This window comes from Vibrio tasmaniensis, assembly GCF_024347635.1.
In the GTDB taxonomy this organism is placed as follows: Bacteria; Pseudomonadota; Gammaproteobacteria; order Enterobacterales; family Vibrionaceae; genus Vibrio; species Vibrio tasmaniensis.
Map to the genome: position 1 here is coordinate 1,434,879 of NZ_AP025510.1, position 19,208 is coordinate 1,454,086.

The following is a 19,208-nucleotide window of genomic DNA, read 5'->3' on the forward strand; positions in this document are numbered from 1 at the left end:
ACTTATGCCATATCAGTATCGTTAATGGGAGAGTTTATCTACCAGCTTGTCGACTGTTCCATCTCGTTAGACAGGTGATCGATAAAGGCTCTTAACAGCGGTGTGACTTGTTTGCGCGTTCCATAAACCGCGTGCACACCCAGCGTTTTAGGTTTCCATTCAGCGAGCAATGGAACCAACAAACCGTTTTTTATCAAGCCTTCCACCGAAGGAAAGGGCAGTAAGCAGATACCGTTGCCTTTGAGTGTGGCAGATAGCAGAACCTCAGATGTATTCGCACTAATACTCCCTTTAATCGGCACTGATTCCAATCCATTAGGGCCATTAAACGTCCACGCGGTTTTGCCAAAGTAACTGAATGATAGGCAGTTGTGATACGTTAAATCTTGCGCGTTTTTAGGTGTACCTTTCTCTTTTAGATATTGAGGTGATGCGCAAATCACCGAGCGGCATTCACCTAACTGCTTAGCAACATTATTGGGTGTCAGTTCGTTGGTAATGCGAATTGCTAAATCGATACGTGACTCAACAAGATTGACCGTTTGATCGGTAGAAACGATATCAATCGTGACCTCTGGCCATTTAGCGATGAAGCTGCTGATCACGTCCATCAAGAAACTCTCGACAATGGAATAACTGGCGGTAATACGCAGTTGGCCTTTCAAATCCTCGCGGCTTTGATTTCTGATACCCGCTAACGACGCCTCAAGGGCAAGCAACTCTCTTGCGACTTCAAGCGTCTCTTTTCCCGCGCTGGTTAAGCTCAAGCTTCGAGTGGTTCTATGAAGCAAGCGTGTGTCCATCCAGCTTTCTAGCTCTCCCAAATAGCGCGTGACTTTGGTTCGAGAGAGATCAAGGTGTTCTGCTGCTGCACTCAAACTGCCACGCTCAACGATGGTGACAAAGACGTTCATTGCCTCAAGTTTATCCATTGTTCTTATTGCCCAAATGATTTTGCATCTAATAGCTACTGTAAAATTATTATATGTCCGAAAATTGCAACAGTGAAAGTTAATTTGATGTCTATTTCATCTAATTCCAATCAAATAAGATGTTTGCACACTCAATGAGTTGGCAGGCGTTCAGCTCTTAATAACGGAATAAAGCTATGAAAAAGTTATTTAAAATCCTTTTATCAAGAACCGCGTTTTTAGGATCAATGAGTTTAGGATCCATGCTAGCGGCATCGAGTGTTGTCTCTGCTGCTGAGCTAAACATCACTCATTACAATCCGGGTGAAAACGCGATATTCCCCGCAAGCTCTGTGCTGGTTTCGGGAGAAAAAGAAGTGATGCTGTTTGATGCACAATTTAGCGTCGCAGATGGAAAAACGTTGGTGGAACAAATCAAAGCCACAGGCAAAGAGCTATCGATGATTTACATCAGCAGTGGCGACCCAGATTTCTACTTTGGCTTAGAACCGATTGTGGCGGCATTTCCAAACGCTGAGGTCGTGGCCAGTGAAGCGGTTGTTGCGCACATCAAGCGAACTAAAGATGCAAAGATCGAGTATTGGGGCCCAATCTTAGAAGACAACGCACCGTCTAAAGTCATTGTCCCAACGGTGCTTAACGACACCACGTTGAACCTCGAAGGTGAAACAATCGAAGTGAGAGAAATTAATACACACCAAGCTTACCTGTGGGTTCCATCTGAAAAGACAGTATTTGGTGGTGTGTCGGTGTATAGCGGCGTACATGTATGGATGGCAGATACCGCATCGAAAGAGATTCGTAGCCAGTGGTCACAATCATTAGAGCGCATGAAAGCACTTAAGCCTGAGGTGGTGATTCCAGGTCACTACTTAGGTGAAATGCCAACGGGTACAAATGGCGTTCAATTTACGATGGATTACGTGGCAGACATTGAAAAAGCACTGGTAAGCACAAGCAATCCAACGTCTGTTGATATCAGTGATTACATGAAGAAAGCATACCCACAATTTAAGGCGACGGAAGGCGACCTTGAACTAGGTGCCAAAGTGCTAAGTGGTGAGATGGAATGGCACTAAGTTGATTATCTCGGTTGTGTCTCAGAAAAGCTTGAAGATTGTGTGCTAGATTTAAGTTGATACACAACTGGAGATATCGATGATCTGGCTTTCAGTGAAAGTACTACAGATTGGACTTGTCTATGGATACAGGAAGTATCAAAAAACGAAAAGAGCGCCTATTTAGGGGCTCTTTTTTTTGATGTATTAGAAGCATGTGGAAAGAAAACTCACCATTGTCCGGTTTAATAGTAAGTATCTAAATTGACTCTGAAATCTAACATCATCAATAAGCGAATTTATGTTGAAAATAGAACCGAATACTCCTCACATCGGTGCACGTATCCATGGTGTCGAGCTCGCCACATGCAGTGCGACTGAACTCGATGAGATTTATCAGGCACTGATTACACATCAAGTGGTTTTTCTCGATGAGCAAACCCTTTCGTCTGAACAACACTTGATGATTGCAGAGCGATTTGGCAAGTTGGAACCTGCGCATCCTTTCTTTCCTCGCGTCGAAAGCGCACCTCAAGTGAGTGTGATTGAAACAACCCGTGGCAATGCACCCATGGAAAGCTATTGGCATACCGACTTAACGTGGCGTAGCCTGCCATCTAAAGCTTCTTTGTTGCATGCTCAGCATGTGCCCAGTGCTGGAGGGGATACGATTTGGTGTTCGATGACCGCTGTGTTTGATTCATTAGATGAAATCATGAAGGCTAAGTTGAGAGGGTTGTCTGCGACTCATTCGCTGGTGGCTTTTGAAGGCATAGAGTCGGATCAGATAGAGCTTGATTGGCACAAGTCGTTAATCAAAACCGCACAGGAAAATCCACCAGTAATCCATCCTGTTGTTCAGAGCCATCCGGAAACAGGTAAAGAAACACTGTATATCAATGAGCAGTTTACTCGTTATATCAACGAACTTGATCGTCAAGAGAGCGATGAGCTGCTCTGTCATCTGTTTGACATTGCCCGACGTCCAGAGTTTCAGGTGCGCTTCAAATGGAAGAAGGGATCAATAGCGATATGGGATAACAGAGTAACGCAGCATTATGCAGTGATTGATTACGGCGATACTCCAAGAAAGATGCATCGCGTTACAGTGACATAATGCAAACTAAGAGGCGCAGCGCTTGCTAAGGCGCGTTATTGGTGTAGGCGTGAGCGTATAAATCTCAATTACGAAGGGAAATTGTCTGAATCAAAGTATGAAACCGAGACTTTATCCATCTAAATCAATAATAAAATAAAAGCGTTGATACATATTTGATTGAAAGCTCACTGCTCTGAGGAGATGTGTAATATACTCAGCGGAAAACATAAGAACCAACATTAAATTTTAGACTTTGTAAACGTCAGGGCTTAGTAAATAAAGTATTTGTATGAACGCGATTCGTAAAGTTTATCAGTACGCAGAACCTAACCTAACTCTTGTGGGTTGGATGGGCTTTGTCGGTTTCCCTGCTTACTACATTGTATGGGAATTCTTGTTTCCGCAACCCTATGAAAATTTGGCCCTGCGTCTGTTTTGCTCGGTATTATTCCTGGGGATTGTCGTTCGTAATCGTGTTTCATTTGTTTGGCGAAAGTACCTTCCGGCTTATTATCAAGTCGCTATCACCCTCTGCTTACCGTGTTTTTTCTTTTACATGCTGCTGATGAATAACTGGTCCAACGTATGGGTTATGTCTTTCATGTCGGCCATTTTCCTCCATATTCTACTAGTTCACGTGACCCGAGTGATGTTTGCACAAACCTTTGCCGGGATAGGGATTGCTACCTTGTGTGCATGGGTGGCACAAGGCTTCTACTTAGAGCTCACCATGAATTGGACGCATGTACCAATCTTCCTATTTATCTATTTGTTCGGTAACTTGTTTTACTTCCGTAATCAGGTGGAACACGAGAATAAGGTGTCATTGGCGAAATCTTTTGGAGCCGGTATCGCGCACGAGATGCGAAATCCTCTGAGTGGTTTACTGACCTCTATTGATGTCATGCAATCGATATTGCCGAACCCCAAGAGTGGTGATCACAAAGGGCAATACGCTTTAAGTAATGAAGAAGTCATACAGTTACGTGAAGTGGGCGATGAAGCGATGGAGATCATTCATTCAGGTAACGAGACGATTGACCTGCTATTGACTTCAATTGATGAAAACCGAGTATCTCGCTCTACGTTTAAGAAGCATTCAGCTCAAGCGGTGGTCGAAGGGGCAATAGACAGCTTTAACTATAAGCGCTCAGCCGACAAATCAGCGATCTCTTTAGATGTACAAAGTAACTTCGACTTCTTGGGCAGTGATACCTTGTTGAAATACGTGATGTATAACTTGTTCAAAAACGCATTCCATCATCGCAGCCCTGAAGATTTTCACATTCATGTCACCATGTGCAGTGATGACGTGACCAATCAAATTATGGTTACCGATAATGGAGCCGGTATTTCAAACGATGTTATTCGTCGTATTTTTCAAGACTTCTACACGACAGGCCAATCGGGTAACTACGGTTTAGGTTTGCCATTTTGTCAGAAGGTCATGCGCTCGTTTGGTGGTGAGATTAAATGTCAGTCTGAAGTGGAACAGTGGACGCAGTTCACTATGACTTTCCCATCTTTGACTTCTCACTCTGTGAAGGAAATTAAGAGTGAGCTCACTAAGCTAAAGACAGTGTTGATGGTCAGTGACCAGAAAGTGCTCTCTAATAAAATTACTGAGACGTCACGCTTTATGGGGTTTGACCTCACCGTATTAGACGTTGTATCAGCACTTAAAAATAAGGAATATCAATTTGAGTTCGATCTGATTTTTGTTGATATGGAGAGCTTAGATTTAAGAGCCAATTACCTCGATAGAGTTGAATCTTTGCTATCGTTCACTGAAGCGCGAATCATCTATTTGTATGAGCATCAGCCCGTGAAGCGTGTTCGCAACGTTGCTTTTGAACCGATTTGGGTGGAAACACAAGTTTGGCTACTGAATACTAAAGCGACCATCGAGCGCTTACTTTTCGATTCTAATTACGTGTTGCCATCGGTTGCTGTAAAACCACTTGAGGCGACTAATAAACGCACGATAATGGTGGTAGACGACAACGAATCTTTGCGCCGTTTTACCGCAATGTTATTGGAAAAGCAGGGCTTTGATGTTGTGCAGAAAGAAGATGGCCAACAAGCGTTAGATGCTTTGGATACCGAGGATGTTGATTTGATTCTGATGGATATCGAGATGCCGATTATGGATGGTATTGAAGCTTCTCGTCGAATCCGCAGTGCTGCCAAAGAATATTCTTCAGTGCCGATTATTGCTCACACGGGCGACAGTTCCCCAGTGACATTGGAAAAAATGGAATCGTCAGGCATGTCAGACTTTATTGTGAAACCGGCAGATAAAACCCGATTGTTCGATAAAATTGCACACTGGATTTGATGGGTTTCAGCATTTTGTTATCCAGCTGAACTAGATGAATAGATGAATAGATGAATAGATGAACACAAGAAAGAGCTCAGCAATTCGCTGGGCTCTTTTTGTATCGCGACATGATAGCTACATGCAGTCTTGCCGTTCAACGCTACAAACAGAAAGCTGCTATCAACAAGCTTCTAGCAAAAGGTTACACGAACTCTAACTCCGGATGATTGTATGCCTCATGACAAACGGTGAGAACATGATCAATATCACTAGGTGTCATGTCGGCATTGACTGAAAAGCGGATGATGTTTTTGTTCCTACCCGTAGCGGGGCGACAAAAAACAGCACCGAACACATCACGCTGTTCGAGGAAATCGCGAACACGCTCGGTGTTTCTTTCACTACCGCACTCTAATGCCACAATTTGAGACTCGCTGCGGATATTAAAGCCAATTCGTTTGAGGCCGGTAGTAAGTGATTTAGCTCGATTGAATAAGGCTTGTCGTTTGTCTTCTGCACCTTTTATTACCTCTAATGTTTTCTCTAAACGAACCACTTCTTGTGGTAATACCGTCGAACTGAAAATCGCGGGATAAGCAACAAACGGTAAGGTTTCTGAAAGCTGTTTCGGCCCAAGAATTGCCCCTGCACGATAAGCAAAAGTTTTAGCCAAACTAACGGTGATGAAGTCGACTTGCTTAGTGAGGCCCAAGGCGTGAACTAAGCCAGCACCATTTTCCCCATGCGTACCCAGTGAATGCGATTCATCAACGACGACGGCACAATCAAACTCCTGCGCCATTTCGTAGATGTCGCGTAGTGGGGCGATGGTCCCAATGGTGCTGTAAACTGAATCGACCACAATAACGCCTGTGCCGTGGCGTTCTAGCTGTTTGCGCAGGTGATTCATATTGTTATGCATAAACGGGTGGGCAATGCCGCCAGCGGCACGAATGCCTTCCCATAGCGACATGTGGGCAAAAAAGTCGATATACACAGGTGTGCCCGGAGGGCAGATCGTTTGAAGTAACCCAATATTAGCCGCCCATCCCGACTGAGAAAGTAAACAGCTCTCCATTCCGACATAATTCGCGAGTTCGGTTTCAAATGCAGGTTTAGACTCTTCATCTTGTAAGAAAATAGCAGACATCACTACGTTGTCATCGTGTTCGATGATCGCCGCTTGATGAGCCTCTTGGATCGGTTTGTTGTGTGACAGTGCTAAGTAATCATTGCTCTGCATAACAACGGCGTTGCGCTGAGGTCGTTTACCTAATACCAAGTGCTTTTGGCTTTGGTTCTGGGTAATGAGGTCTTGAATATAGAAGTTCAAGCGTTCTTCGATAAAGGAAGGTAGTGGTTTGTTTTTTGTTGTATCACTCATAATTATTCTCTTCAAATATGGGAAAACGCCAGCGCCGGCGGTTGTATATTGAAGTTAAAAAGTGATGTGTCATTAGCCAGTTTGCATAATTTTGTATGTGCTAGCAAACTCAGTATTTAAAGGTATCGAAGCAACCAATTTTCCTTACGGTGCGGGGCTTTAACCTAGTTCAGATATGAATGATAGTCTTCTTTTTTATGATAAAAGGCTATTAAAACTCGGTGTTCGAATGACCATGCAAAGGTGATTCTGAAAAGCTTTGATGTCCTAGCTGCGTATTATGAACTGGAGCGTACTAGCTATGAACGTGAATCAGTTCGATTAAGTCGTTCAATTCCTGATTGGCTAGCTTTCTGTAGATACTCATGGTCACGACCGTTATTAACTGTACTGGTTTTTATTGTCAAAATTGTATTTGTACTGTTTCTAGGCGGTATTGGATTGATTGTGAAGCCTGTAAAATCTGGTGCAGTTAAGTTGGTGGGAAAAGTAGTAAAGCAGTCGTAAAATATGTGGTTGATGGCCAATACACATAGAGGTCATCCCGTTTCAGTCCAGCTTATATACAAAGGCCTCGCAACTGCGAGGCCTTTGTATATAAGCTTGGTTTAGCGATGATTAATCACGCTTCCTAATCATTGAGCCAAACATTAATCTAATGTCGAAAGCTCTTGTTTGTATTCTTCAACCTTTGCTTTTTCTTCGGCTATTTTTCTTTGGTACTTAGTGACCTTGTCGTCTTCGTTGAAGTCTTGCGCTTCTTGAAGTTCCTCTTTGTACTCAATGATATCTTCTTGCGCGTCTTCAATGTCACTCATTAACTCTGATTTTAATTCTTCGTCGGTACAGTATGTATTTACTTGGTCTAGAGCGTCTGTCAGCCCTTCTAGCTTATTGTCATATCCGTTGGCTTTGGCGATCTCAATTTTCATTTCAATCTCACACGCTTTTTTCTCACAACCCATCTTTTGTGAGCAGTCAGAAGCGAAAGCTGACAATGGAAGAAGGAGTAAAGGTAATAGTACTTTGATTGTGTGTTTTGACATTTTGGTCGCCTAAGCTGATTCATTAAAAGGATGCGGTACGTAATCTATAGAAGGAACGTGATTGAGACTATATCGTTTGGCTATCAGAAAATTTCAAATGAAATATTTTGTCCCGCAATATTCGTCCCGCAGTAAGTCTGGACTTACAAAGTGAACTCGATGCTTTTACGCTTCTTCCTGAGGCTGTAATACCTTAAGTATTTGAATACTGGACTGCTCTCTTCTGTTAGGTTCTGATAAAAGGGGTTATTGATAAGTACCAGAGAGTCGACTTTAAACAGGAACAAACCAAACATTGCCTTTGTTGGTTTCAAATACAAATCATAGAGAAATTGTGCCATCGCGGGGTCGTGAGCCGGAATGGTGAGCGATTTTTTAGCCATTGATTCCGTAAGGTATCGCAGTACTTGTTTACGTACCGACAAACTGATCGAACCGACACTCAGCAACATGTCGTTTTTGTCGTCATACACAATGTGGCCCATCATTAAGCCTTTACAGTAAAAGCTGAGAATGACGATATTGTCGACGGATAGATGATCGGCTTGATAGAAGCTAAGAAAGTCCAAAGAATACAACTTTGAATGAATAGAGAGTATGTCTTCCAAGACATCGTTCGGGACCGTTTTCATCGTATAGGATTCAACGGTATCAATGGTGTAACGATAAGCGATATCTTGGTTTACTGGGATGTCACTTAGCTTTACTGAAGGGGAGATAGTTTCTGCTTCTTTATCGTCAAATTCGTAATGTTGACTGAAGTAATTCGCAATACCCAGGCGGCGAATAAGGCTAGTGGTGGTCTCGTTTCTCTCCCACTTACTCAGCGTCACTTGGTTTATGCCGCCGAAAACTCGATGTGAATTTGCAAGTAAAGTCGCTAAATCTTCCTGTGACAGTGTTTTTTCTTCGCGAAGCCTTTTTAATTCTTCTGGGAAGTTCTCACGATTCATCTAAGTCTCCTGTCTTTCTCAGTTGTCTTACTCACAAACACCACCTTCTCATTATAGTGAATCAATTGAAATTCCATATAAGAATTTAATTCAAGTGCTTGTAGCTAAACAAAGTTCTGATGAGCTTACCTGAATTAATGATGCATCTATTTATGGTGGGTCTAAATACGTTACCAGTGACTCTGATAACGTATTTCATGGTCTCTTTGTTGCATAAAGAAGAGACTTTGCAGAAGCTAAAGGTAATTAGGGCATGTTGATCTTTCGAGCAGGTTCTTTCTGCTATAAAAGAGCTAGCTAATGGTAAAACATACCGAATGATTGAGACTTTGATTCGAATTAAATTCTGAAATGATAAATATATTATATTTAATAATGCTTATTTAGTAATCACTGTTGAGTTTGATATCAAATCAAGTGGCTGATTTTATTGGGTATAGGATGAATGTCGCAAAAATTATCTTTTAGAACACTAAAGTTTTAAATTCTATTTATAATTAGTTATGCGAGATATAATATCACATCGTACCTGTTGCTTAGGTGTTTTTTAGCTATATATGTGACTTTACAGGGGAGTTATCTTTCTGATTTGAAAGAATAATTAAATAGATGAGATAAAAAAGTTGGCGAAAATCAGAAGCTTGGCATACACTTTCCTTGTAAATGACCTTATCTCATTGATTGAATAGGGTAAATGCTTTGGCGCTACTGAAGATGGTAGCAATGTATAACATAGCTTTGAGGAAAGTTTTATGGCACTCACTAAAGCCGATTTGGCTGAGAACCTGTTTGAAACACTCGGATACAGCAAGCGGGATGCCAAGGAAACGGTTGAAGTGTTTTTCGAAGAAGTTCGTAAAGCACTCGAAAATGGCGAACAGGTAAAACTGTCTGGTTTTGGTAACTTTGATCTTCGTGAGAAAAACGAGCGACCTGGTCGTAACCCGAAAACTGGTGAAGACATTCCGATTTCTGCTCGACGTGTTGTTACTTTTAGACCGGGACAAAAATTAAAAGCCCGAGTCGAAAATATTAAAATCGAGAAGTAGCCAAGCAATAGACCACGCCAAGCGTGGTCTTTTTGTATCTGCGTTTTATGCATCATTTGCTGACTTCCTTGTCACTAGTTTCTCATAGTGGTGTCACCTAACTCTCTTTTCTTAGCTGTCCTCTCCTGTTTTTATCACCATTAGTGACATCTCTATATTTTGCTTTCTGATAGCAATTAAGCAATGAAGTAATGAAAGCAACGCGAGAACGCTAATAAAAAGAAAGGGCTGCGATTATGCAGCCCTTTGTCGTTCTTGTTTATGATAAGCGGTTAAGCCGCTTTAATGTGCGTTGTAATGTACGGTTGCCATGCTTGTTGGTAGAGCTCTAAAGATTGGCGTCTTAGGCTATTGATTTGTGCCGCTTCGATATCGTTGATTGGGCGATGTTCTGCAATTGCGTGACGCTCAATGCCTTGGATGATTTCGTAGAGTTCGTGCTCAGGGCCACTTTTCACATCAGCAATCGCTTTTAAGTGAAGTTGAACCTCTGCAATGATGTTGGTCTTTGGCAAACGAACCAACAAGTTAAGGTCACGGTAGCCAGAATCGGCTGGTGATTTAAACTTGTTTTTCAGCTTAACAACGTCTGCTTCACGGCTTAGCGCTTCGTAAACTTCAACCAAGCTTTCTACATCGTTCGCGATGATAGTTGCACGGGCTAAGTCGGTAATTTTTGTCACATCACCATCAAGCTCAAGGGCGATTTTTTCTTCTGCACGAGCTTGAGATTTAACGCCAGCAAATAGCACTTCAGAATTGGTGAGTAGGGCAGTACTTTTACAGATAGTTTCTAGTTCAGCTTGGCCTTGATGCGCCTTGCTGTACAGAATATCGAAGTCGGTGTAAGGCTGAGTCGGGCGTGAGTCGAAGGCTTTGATGCCGTAGAGGCCGCTCAAACTATGACGGAATACATTTGATGAAACTTGGTTTTGCGCAGGAGTGCGCGTTTGATCAGTCGAACTTGTTGAAACAGGTGCTGCTGCGAATGCAGGCGCTCGGCTCAATACCAATAGCATTAGGGCCGTCGTGCGGAGAAATACACTCATTCAAACTCCAAAATACAAGGTTACAAAAACGGGAAGTCAAAAGGGGTAACCAGTAACGCATAAGAGTAAAAACAGTTTAACTAAACTCACTATATATTAAATGGGGCTAGCTAAGACAGAAACCAACTCTAACGTTTAATATTGCTTTAAAATGTGAAGATATAGACAAATAATCCAACCGTTAGTTCCGCAATTATCAGAACTTTGAACTTAGCCAGTTTCTGATTTTATCGAAACCAATGTGGTACTTTAAACCAAGCTAAGGTTGCTCTTACCTCTCTATACTGTACCCTTGCATTATGACTGTTTAACATGAACGAAAGATGAATAATCCTGAATTTTGGCACAATAAATGGGCAGCCAACCAAATTGGTTTCCACCTTGAAGATGTAAATCCACTTCTGATTAAATTTTGGGAAAAGACGGAGCCTAGTTACGAGAAGAGTGTGTTTGTGCCTCTTTGTGGCAAAAGTGAAGACCTGATTTGGCTAGCGACCAAGCATGAAGAGGTTCAAGGTGTCGAATTAAGCCAGATCGCGGTTCGCGCATTTTTTGCAGAGCACCTTTACACCCCGACTGTGACTCAAATCAGTGGTCAGCACGAGTTGTACCAATTCGATGAGCTTAACGTTTACACGGGTGATTATTTCACCGCGCCCATTCGGCCAGTCGACATCATTTATGATCGAGCTTCTTTGGTGGCTTTACCTGCTGAGATACGCGTGCAATATGTAGAGCGTTTGAAGCAACTGTTAAAGCCTGGCGGCAAGATCTTGTTGGTTACATTGGATTACGACCAAAGCGAGATGGCCGGGCCTCCGTTTAGCGTACCTAAGTTAGAAATCGATCAGTTGTTCGCGGGATACAAAATCACATTGTTGAATCAAGATATCGCAGACGATGAACATCCGAAGATTGCTAAGAAAGGTTTGTCTCGATTCAGTGAAGAAGTGTATTTGATTGAGTCTGACGCTTAAGTTCAGTGAGCTTTCAAGCGAAAAGACCGCTCAAATAAAAAAGAAGACACCAACAACAAGACGGGCTCGATAGCCCGTCTTTTTTATTGTTCAAATCTGAAGTTGTGATTGTTCAGAATGAAATCGCTGGTTAGTAAATTACTTTTACTTTAGAAGCACTCTCAATTGCATCTTCAATCGCTGTCTCGGTGCTGTTACGACGAGTAAGCGCCACACCTAAACGACGGCGACCATCGATATCAGGTTTACCAAACAGGCGAACTTGCGTTTGTGGTGCGTCTAGAGCCTCTGTAAGACCTTCAAAACGAATGTTGTTCGAAGTGCCTTGACCTAAGATAACCGCAGATGCACATGGGCCGTATTGCGTGATTGATTTGATTGGCATACCCGTAAACGCGCGTACGTGTAGTGCAAATTCCGATGAATCTTGAGACATCAATGTTACTAAGCCAGTATCGTGTGGGCGAGGGGACACTTCGTTGAAGATAACGTGATCGCCTTTAACAAACAGCTCTACGCCGAAAATACCGTGACCACCTAGTGCGTTAACTACTTGTTCAGCCGTGTATTGAGCAGCTTTAAGTGCGTTGTCTGACATCACTTGTGGCTGCCATGATTCACGGTAATCACCATCTTCTTGACGGTGGCCGATTGGTGCACAGAAATGAACGCCGTCGACTGCGCGAACGGTTAGAAGCGTGATTTCGTAATCAAAATCGATGAAGCCTTCAACGATCACACGACCGGCACCAGTACGACCACCTTCTTGTGCGTAGTCCCAAGACTTCTGAATGTCTTCTTGTGTTTTGATAACACTTTGGCCTTTACCTGAAGAACTCATTACTGGCTTAACAACGCAAGGCATGCCCACGAATTCAATAGCGGCAGCAAAGTCTTCAAAGGTGTCTGCAAAGCGATAAGGAGAAGTGCTCAATTTTAGCTCTTCAGCAGCTAGGCGACGGATACCTTCGCGGTTCATCGTTAGCTTCGTCGCATTTGCAGTGGGAACGACATTTAAGCCTTGTGCTTCTAGCTCTACCAACTTGCTGGTGGCAATAGCTTCAATTTCAGGAACCACATAATCTGGCTTTTCTAGTTCAATGATCGCTTGAAGTGCATCACCGTCTAACATGTCTAAAACATGGCTACGATGCGCAACTTGCATCGCTGGTGCGTCTGCGTAACGGTCACATGCAATAACTTCCAAGCCTAAACGTTGGCACTCGATAGCAACTTCTTTACCGAGTTCACCTGAACCTAATAGAAGCACACGAGTAGCATTTTCACGAGTAGCAGTACCAAACATAGAAATTCCTTCCGATCTTTTGAACGATTGATTGAAAACGGGGTGATCATACTTATTTCAATGATAAAAGCAAACGTTTGCGCGGTTGTTGCGTTAATTACAGGCATAAAAAAAGCAGCTCTGTAAAATGGAGCTGCTTCTTTAAAACTTTGTTAATTATATGTACTTAGATTGCTAAGTAAGTCACTGGTATGTCGGGATTAATCGCTTCCAACGTAGACTGCGTATCCGCTAGGTGACTGATGCTACCTTCGGCAATTTCAACCAAGGCGGCACTTTCAATTTGTTCAAAATCGAAGCTAGCCAGTTTAAGTTGAATCAACGCCACTTGTAGAGGTGGTAGGCTAGGGTTGAACGCTGCGTTTTCTGCGTAAGCACCCGTGAAAATCTCACCTGACGTCAGTTGTAGTGAAACACCACTTAGGTTTTTGGTGTAAGGAGCATGGCTGCGGTTTAGTGCTGCTAGTGCTTCTACAACAATAGGCGTTGTTTCTTCAGTCGTGTGCTGATGATCAAGCTTAGTCATTAGGCCAGTCGTCACACCTAAATCAGCAGGGCCGAACGAGTCTGGCAGGTATTCTTGCAGAGACATTTCATCACGTTGTGGAAGCTGAACTTTAAGCTCTTTCGCAGTGGTCAGTTCGTTCATGAACTGACGACAGTGACCACAGGGGCTGAAATTGATCGTGATATCGGAGATACCTTGTTCGCCTTTCATCCAAGCATGGCTGATTGCAGATTGCTCAGCGTGAACGGTTTGACCAAGTTGAGCACCAGCGATTTCAAGGTTTGCACCAAAATACAGAGTGCCAGACAAACCACGTACGATTGCACCAACATAAAAGTCAGATAACGGCGCGTAAGAATACGCAGCGGCAAAAGGAAGTAGCGCAATACGTAGCTCGTCATCCGCTAAACCACTTGCTTGCAGTAGGCTAGCAAATTGTTCTGGAGACAATGTCGCGTCAAAGTTGTCTGCTAATACGATGTCACTCAAAAGTGCTTTGATTGCTGTTGGAGCACTTTCCAGCGCCAGGGTAATACGACTGTTCATGTTGAATCCTTAATTGACCTTAGGCTTTAAGTTTATGCAATACTCAGGAATTTTCTGTGACAAATATCACTATTATATTGTTGCTGTTACATTGACTTGCATAGTTAGAGTGAGGTCACACTTGAAATCGATTGCAATAGCTATTTTTGCAGTTGATATCGCACTTATCGCCCGTAATAGAGCGTAACTAGTCTGCTATTACTAACTAAATGTGAGAAAAAAGCCCAAGCAGGCACTGAAATCAACAGTATTCTGGTTGGGCTGAATCGTGTGATGAGGTTTTAGTTAAGAATAGAACCAAACCACGAGCGAAAATATACTCGGAGCAATGATTGAGGTAATGACGCCACAAAGCACAAGCGCTAGAGAGCTGAATGCAGCATCTTCCTGATTCTTTTCAGCGCATGTCGCAGTACCTAAAGCGTGAGACACAGTACCCATGGTTAAACCACGTGCGATAGGGTTTTTAATGCCAATGAGATTGTAGATTGGGTAAGCAAAGATTGCCCCAAATAGACCAACAATCAATACCAGTATTGCCGCAATCGCTGCTTCACCACCTAAATGGCTAGACACTTCCATAGCAATTGGCGTGGTGACTGACTTGCCTAATAAACTCGCAATCAAACTTAAGTCCGCTTTAAAAGCCACGGCGATTAATGCTGTCGTTGTCATCGACATCACACTGCCTAGCGTGCAAGCGAAGGTAATGATTCGCCAGTTTGCTCTGATTTGAGGTAGCTGTTCGTAAAGCGGGTAAGCAAGGGCAACAACCGCAGGCTGCAGCATGTAGGTAATCCATGTGTTGTCTGCATAGTAAGTCTCAAACGGTACTTTGAAGAACGTGAGTATCGGAATGATGATACCAATACTGATTAGTAGGGGATTACACAGCGGTGAGTTTACTTTTTTACTGACCCAGCGAGCAAACAGGAATACCACGATGGTGAGTAGAATCCACATGATCAGTTACCTCTCGATAGCAAGCGGTCTAAGAACCATGATAAGGACACCAACACCAGTAACGTGCCGCCAACGGCGCTTGCCATAATTGGCAATGCGTTCGCGATGAGCATGTCGAAGTGATCCATCAACCCAACACTGATCGGAACAAACAGTAAGATCATTAGGCGGATAATCAAGCTTGCACCGGGTTGTACCCAGTGCGAAGGGACAATACCAATCACCATGGCGGCAAACAGAATCAACATGCCAAAAATACTGCCTGGGATTGAGGTATCCAAAAAGTGCTGTAACGCGTTACCTGCTGTAAGTGCACCTATGATTAAGGTGAAGGAGATTAAGCAGTAAACCAGCTGGATCAATCTTTCTTTCAAAGTGTTACGTCTCTTGATAATGGAATTAGCTAGCTAACTTTTCTACGTATTGATAAACCGCCTTCAAGATAGCCATTTTCTTCTCGTCGCTTTCATGTTCGTGCGCGAGGTTTTCAAGGTTGAGCATGTACTCTTCTAAACGGCATTCATAAAACTCTCGACAATGGTTCGCCCATTTCAATTGCTCAGCTTCGTCGAGTGTCCATGGGAAGTTACGCGCACGGTAACGGAACAGTAACGGTTTAATACGTTCGTCGCTGAAGGTGATATCCAAAGCGGCCAAGTTATTTGGGTCAGTTTCGCGAATGATGTTCATCGCTGTTTTATCAGCAGGTGAAAAGAAACCGTCGTAAAGGTGTGTATCAACATCATCACTCTTCTCGTACTCTCGTTCTTGTGAGTACAGGCCGATCAGTTTTTCGCGGATCTCTGGGTGTTCGCGCAGCAGTGCCAAGTTCTTCAAGCATTGTTGGCGATCGATACCGATTGTTTCGGCATTTTCAGCCGTCAGCGTTTTGGCTGGAGCAAGGATAGGGCACTTGTTCAGTTGGACCAATTTGATTGGCACAGGGAGCTCGTCTTCACCCAGTTCACTGCGTTTGGTGTAAAGCCTTTCTCTGAGTTCATCAGCGTCCAGCTCTAATAATGGGCTTGGATCTTTCGCTAAATCAACCACGATAACCGCATTTTGATTGGTTGGGTGCCAAGCCATAGGCACAACCCAGCTTGTGTAGTTGCAGTCACGGCCAAACATGCCCGAAACGTGCATCAATGGCGTCATGTTTACAATATCAACCAGGTCATTCAGCTTGCGCTTATGACGCATATTGTAAAGGTAATCGAACATCTTAGGTTGTGCTGATTTCAGCTTCTTCGCTAACTCGATGGTCGCAATAACATCGGCCATCGCATCGTGCGCGTTCTCATGTTCGATGCCGTTTGCCACAGATAGGTGTTCCAGTTTGAAGCTTGGATAACCTTCTTCGTTCTCTGGCCAAACAATGCCTTCAGGGCGCAGTGCGTGAACAGCGCGCATTACATCGAGTAGATCCCAACGAGAGTTGCCGTTCTGCCAGCTCCACGCATATGGGTCGATGAAGTTTCGGTAACAGGTGTAACGCGTTACTTCGTCATCGAATCTAATACTGTTGTAGCCAAGGCTTGTGGTGTTTGGTTTCGCTAACTCAGCATGAATCTTAGCGATAAATTCTGGCTCAGGGAGACCTTGTGAAGCCGCTTTCTGTGGTGTGATACGGGTTATCAACACAGCTTCAGGCGCAGGGAGGTAATCAGCAGGAGGTTGGCAATAGATAACCAGAGGCTCTCCAATAACATTGAAATCTTGGTCGGTACGAACACCCGCAAACTGACTCGGACGGTCTTTTGCTGGGCTAACGCCCCACGTTTCGTAATCGAAAAAGAAGTAGGTCGGCTGATTATCTGAACTCATTGAATTTCCTGAACAGCAAGCGCGGAGCGTTTACTGTGGCTGAAGGTTAGTTTTGTTCAGTATCTGATAGTATGCGGTACACGTGCAACCCAGATCACAAATAAATTGTCGGAAAACGGTGCTTTACTATTCAATCGAGTCGTTGGGGATGCCTTTGAATCCAGTTGAGGCGATTTGTTAGTTAATACAATCTGTCTAGCGTCGTTTAATCCGATGGAGGTGAGAGTATCAACTGGACTTTCTGTTTGATGGTTAACTCTCGGTTCCTCAAATCTTTGAATATAGTCTTCCATTCTTGAAAGGTGACGACTATCGGGTTAAAACTGTTTACGGGCTTGGTGACGCCGTAACGCACAGTTTCAACTTCAGGTTCGAATGTACCAAACAACTTATCCCAAATGATCAAAACACCGGCGTAGTTCTTATCGATGTATTGCGGGTTTTTTCCGTGATGTACTCGATGATGCGAAGGGGTGTTAAAGATGTATTCAAGTGGTCCCAAGCTTCGTATCCATTGTGTATGGACAAAGAACTGTAAACCTAGATTCAGAAGGACCACAAAGATCACCCATTTAGGGTCAAAACCTATGATGACCAACGGTACCCAGAATAGCCACATCCCAGCAAGTGGATACATTAAGCTTTGACGGAAAGCCGTACTGAAGTTCATCTGTTCTGAGCTGTGGTGCGCGACGTGTGCTGCCCACATCCATCGAACACGATGGCTTGCTCTATGGAACCAGTAATAGCAAAAGTCTTGCAACACCATTAATACAACAAAACTCAGCACGCCCATGTCGATGTCCATTAAACGCCAACCAAACATCCACAGATACAATTGCACGACCAATAACCCGGTGAGTAAATCGGAGAGTTGATGCATTCCCGCAAGCGTGAAGTTACACATCACTTCTGAAAGTTTATAGCTGGAGTTATCTGGCAGTCGACCTTGCTTCTGGCCGATAAAATACTCAGCCAACATGCACACCATGAACAAGGGCGCTAATACCAACAGTAGCCATTCTGGGTGATTAATTAATGCGTCGATATTCATGTTTTATCCTTGTTGAGACGCCATACGCGTTCTTAGTATCAAGTTTGTTTAGACTTGAGCGTTGGAGATTCAGTTAGCTGAACTTCGCTACCAGCGAGCAAAGTGATCTTCTGTTAGGCCAAGAACACCATCGAGTTGATGTGTCACTCCATTGTTGTCTTCAATCGAGCCAGAAAAGTGACCAATGAACTGACGAAAGTTACTCTTTAACAGCCATAAATTGAGCTTTTCGCTGCGGTTATTAAGGGGCGTAAAGGTCAGATTAATACGTCCATCTTGTGATGTTATCTGCCAAGGCAAGTTCGTGTCTTGGCGACTGAACGTAAACTGTACTGGGTTAAGCAAGTGTCTGGTTCCATTGACCCATAACACGTTTTCGCAGCCTCCGGTTTCATTCACGCCCGCCGCGAGGTTTAGGCCAATATCTGTGCCATTGGATTGCGTGTTGATGTTTGCCCAGCGCCAACTGGTTTCGCGTCTCATGTAGCCCGCTGAAAAGTCATAACCGGCACGAGCTTGTTCGAGAACGAGTGATTCTCCCTTGATTTGGATGTCACCGCTGATGTGCAAAGCATTGTGCTTTTGGGTGTAAGTCCAACCTGAATAACCCGTTGGGCTGCACATCGCCAAGGGCAAGCTGTCGGCTTTAGGCTCTAAAGCGATATCGGCCTTGATGAGTTTGGTATTCAATCGAACTTGCCATTGCCCGCGTTCAATATTAAAGATGATGCTTTGGCCTGCAATGTTTGTCGTGCCGTCAAATGGCGAAGCGGTAACTTGTTTATCAAACCCTAATGGCCTCAACCAAGATGACTCTTCTAGATGGTTGTTTTCAAGATCGTACAGATAACAAAATGCCGAGCCTAAGTAGCGAATATCCGCGATTGCCACGCCGATAATGTGCGTGTCGGTGACGATGCTGACAAATTGAAATTGCTTGTAGTGGAAGTGCTTCTGCCAAGAGTTTGCTTTTGAATCCATCGAGTTTCGATAGTCAAAGTTCTCGATGTTCAGTTGTTTTGGGATGCCATCTAAATGTCCAATGGTCGGCTGACCATTAGAATCAATCAAACTGTGTGGGGCAGGGTTCGTTTTTATCATTACGATAATTCACATAAATTTAACAATTAAAGCCATTGT

General features: G+C 43.5%; 17 protein-coding genes. 5 read left to right on the forward strand and 12 right to left on the reverse strand.

Annotation, left to right across the window (positions count from 1 at the left end; all coding sequences use genetic code 11):
* Window positions 1-38: 38 nt before the first annotated feature.
* Window positions 39-932, reverse strand: coding sequence for a LysR family transcriptional regulator (locus OCV44_RS06560; RefSeq protein ID WP_139684959.1), 894 nt, complete (start codon window positions 930-932; stop codon window positions 39-41).
* Window positions 933-1,108: 176 nt separating this feature from the next.
* Between OCV44_RS06560 and OCV44_RS06565 the strand changes: the two genes are divergently transcribed.
* The 3 genes from OCV44_RS06565 to OCV44_RS06575 all read left to right on the forward strand — a co-directional run bounded on the left by OCV44_RS06565 (window position 1,109) and on the right by OCV44_RS06575 (window position 5,427).
* On the forward strand, window positions 1,109-2,011 hold the full coding sequence (locus tag OCV44_RS06565) for a Vmh family MBL fold metallo-hydrolase (protein ID WP_139684958.1): 903 nt from the start codon (window positions 1,109-1,111) through the stop codon (window positions 2,009-2,011).
* Between the two features lie 280 nt (window positions 2,012-2,291).
* Window positions 2,292-3,107 carry a TauD/TfdA dioxygenase family protein gene (locus tag OCV44_RS06570; protein ID WP_139684957.1) on the forward strand — a complete coding sequence of 272 codons (816 nt, stop codon included), beginning with the start codon at window positions 2,292-2,294 and terminating at the stop codon, window positions 3,105-3,107.
* A gap of 271 nt (window positions 3,108-3,378) precedes the next feature.
* Window positions 3,379-5,427 carry an ATP-binding response regulator gene (locus tag OCV44_RS06575; protein WP_139684956.1) on the forward strand — a complete coding sequence of 683 codons (2,049 nt, stop codon included), beginning with the start codon at window positions 3,379-3,381 and terminating at the stop codon, window positions 5,425-5,427.
* 184 nt (window positions 5,428-5,611) lie between these two features.
* Here the strand turns inward: OCV44_RS06575 and cqsA are convergent, their stop codons facing one another.
* The 3 genes from cqsA to OCV44_RS06590 form a co-directional block, all read right to left on the reverse strand.
* Window positions 5,612-6,793 carry an alpha-hydroxyketone-type quorum-sensing autoinducer synthase gene (cqsA, locus tag OCV44_RS06580; protein ID WP_139684955.1) on the reverse strand — a complete coding sequence of 394 codons (1,182 nt, stop codon included), beginning with the start codon at window positions 6,791-6,793 and terminating at the stop codon, window positions 5,612-5,614.
* A gap of 650 nt (window positions 6,794-7,443) precedes the next feature.
* Window positions 7,444-7,839, reverse strand: coding sequence for a DUF1090 domain-containing protein (locus OCV44_RS06585; RefSeq protein ID WP_139684048.1), 396 nt, complete (start codon window positions 7,837-7,839; stop codon window positions 7,444-7,446).
* Window positions 7,840-7,982: 143 nt separating this feature from the next.
* Entirely contained in the window at window positions 7,983-8,792 is an 810-nt protein-coding gene (locus OCV44_RS06590; protein ID WP_139684047.1) for a helix-turn-helix domain-containing protein, read from the reverse strand.
* 752 nt (window positions 8,793-9,544) lie between these two features.
* Between OCV44_RS06590 and ihfA the strand changes: the two genes are divergently transcribed.
* On the forward strand, window positions 9,545-9,841 hold the full coding sequence (gene ihfA, locus OCV44_RS06595) for an integration host factor subunit alpha (protein WP_004734853.1): 297 nt from the start codon (window positions 9,545-9,547) through the stop codon (window positions 9,839-9,841).
* 272 nt (window positions 9,842-10,113) lie between these two features.
* Here ihfA and OCV44_RS06600 read toward each other — a convergent pair whose 3' ends face one another.
* Entirely contained in the window at window positions 10,114-10,890 is a 777-nt protein-coding gene (locus tag OCV44_RS06600; RefSeq protein WP_139684046.1) for a RelA/SpoT domain-containing protein, read from the reverse strand.
* Between the two features lie 323 nt (window positions 10,891-11,213).
* Between OCV44_RS06600 and OCV44_RS06605 the strand changes: the two genes are divergently transcribed.
* A complete protein-coding gene (locus OCV44_RS06605) occupies window positions 11,214-11,867 on the forward strand; it encodes a thiopurine S-methyltransferase (protein ID WP_139684045.1) in 654 nt (217 codons plus the stop codon).
* 130 nt (window positions 11,868-11,997) lie between these two features.
* Here the strand turns inward: OCV44_RS06605 and purT are convergent, their stop codons facing one another.
* The 7 genes from purT to OCV44_RS06640 form a co-directional block, all read right to left on the reverse strand.
* Window positions 11,998-13,173 carry a formate-dependent phosphoribosylglycinamide formyltransferase gene (gene purT / locus OCV44_RS06610; RefSeq protein ID WP_139684044.1) on the reverse strand — a complete coding sequence of 392 codons (1,176 nt, stop codon included), beginning with the start codon at window positions 13,171-13,173 and terminating at the stop codon, window positions 11,998-12,000.
* Window positions 13,174-13,339: 166 nt separating this feature from the next.
* On the reverse strand, window positions 13,340-14,227 hold the full coding sequence (gene cdd / locus OCV44_RS06615; protein ID WP_139684043.1) for a cytidine deaminase: 888 nt from the start codon (window positions 14,225-14,227) through the stop codon (window positions 13,340-13,342).
* 285 nt (window positions 14,228-14,512) lie between these two features.
* Complete coding sequence (locus OCV44_RS06620) at window positions 14,513-15,190, reverse strand: LrgB family protein (RefSeq protein WP_139684042.1); 678 nt, start codon at window positions 15,188-15,190, stop codon at window positions 14,513-14,515.
* Between the two features lie 2 nt (window positions 15,191-15,192).
* Window positions 15,193-15,564, reverse strand: coding sequence for a CidA/LrgA family protein (locus tag OCV44_RS06625; protein ID WP_004734867.1), 372 nt, complete (start codon window positions 15,562-15,564; stop codon window positions 15,193-15,195).
* Between the two features lie 25 nt (window positions 15,565-15,589).
* A complete protein-coding gene (gene sbcB, locus OCV44_RS06630; protein ID WP_139684041.1) occupies window positions 15,590-17,014 on the reverse strand; it encodes an exodeoxyribonuclease I in 1,425 nt (474 codons plus the stop codon).
* Window positions 17,015-17,219: 205 nt separating this feature from the next.
* On the reverse strand, window positions 17,220-18,068 hold the full coding sequence (locus OCV44_RS06635; RefSeq protein ID WP_139684040.1) for a sterol desaturase family protein: 849 nt from the start codon (window positions 18,066-18,068) through the stop codon (window positions 17,220-17,222).
* An 87-nt stretch (window positions 18,069-18,155) separates the two neighbouring features.
* Window positions 18,156-19,169, reverse strand: a complete 1,014-nt coding sequence (locus OCV44_RS06640; RefSeq protein WP_139684039.1) for a DUF2804 domain-containing protein — start codon at window positions 19,167-19,169, stop codon at window positions 18,156-18,158.
* Window positions 19,170-19,208 lie beyond the last annotated feature (39 nt).

Coding starts and splice junctions, on each gene's coding strand:
- sbcB (WP_139684041.1), bottom strand. CDS start 17,014: ATGAGTTCAGATAATCAGCCGACCTACTTCTTTTTCGATTACGAAACG.
- OCV44_RS06640 (WP_139684039.1), bottom strand. CDS start 19,169: ATGATAAAAACGAACCCTGCCCCACACAGTTTGATTGATTCTAATGGT.
- OCV44_RS06605 (WP_139684045.1), top strand. CDS start 11,214: ATGAATAATCCTGAATTTTGGCACAATAAATGGGCAGCCAACCAAATT.
- cdd (WP_139684043.1), bottom strand. CDS start 14,227: ATGAACAGTCGTATTACCCTGGCGCTGGAAAGTGCTCCAACAGCAATC.
- OCV44_RS06585 (WP_139684048.1), bottom strand. CDS start 7,839: ATGTCAAAACACACAATCAAAGTACTATTACCTTTACTCCTTCTTCCA.
- OCV44_RS06565 (WP_139684958.1), top strand. CDS start 1,109: ATGAAAAAGTTATTTAAAATCCTTTTATCAAGAACCGCGTTTTTAGGA.
- ihfA (WP_004734853.1), top strand. CDS start 9,545: ATGGCACTCACTAAAGCCGATTTGGCTGAGAACCTGTTTGAAACACTC.
- OCV44_RS06570 (WP_139684957.1), top strand. CDS start 2,292: ATGTTGAAAATAGAACCGAATACTCCTCACATCGGTGCACGTATCCAT.
- cqsA (WP_139684955.1), bottom strand. CDS start 6,793: ATGAGTGATACAACAAAAAACAAACCACTACCTTCCTTTATCGAAGAA.
- OCV44_RS06575 (WP_139684956.1), top strand. CDS start 3,379: ATGAACGCGATTCGTAAAGTTTATCAGTACGCAGAACCTAACCTAACT.
- OCV44_RS06600 (WP_139684046.1), bottom strand. CDS start 10,890: ATGAGTGTATTTCTCCGCACGACGGCCCTAATGCTATTGGTATTGAGC.
- OCV44_RS06560 (WP_139684959.1), bottom strand. CDS start 932: ATGGATAAACTTGAGGCAATGAACGTCTTTGTCACCATCGTTGAGCGT.
- OCV44_RS06590 (WP_139684047.1), bottom strand. CDS start 8,792: ATGAATCGTGAGAACTTCCCAGAAGAATTAAAAAGGCTTCGCGAAGAA.
- OCV44_RS06635 (WP_139684040.1), bottom strand. CDS start 18,068: ATGAATATCGACGCATTAATTAATCACCCAGAATGGCTACTGTTGGTA.
- OCV44_RS06620 (WP_139684042.1), bottom strand. CDS start 15,190: ATGTGGATTCTACTCACCATCGTGGTATTCCTGTTTGCTCGCTGGGTC.
- purT (WP_139684044.1), bottom strand. CDS start 13,173: ATGTTTGGTACTGCTACTCGTGAAAATGCTACTCGTGTGCTTCTATTA.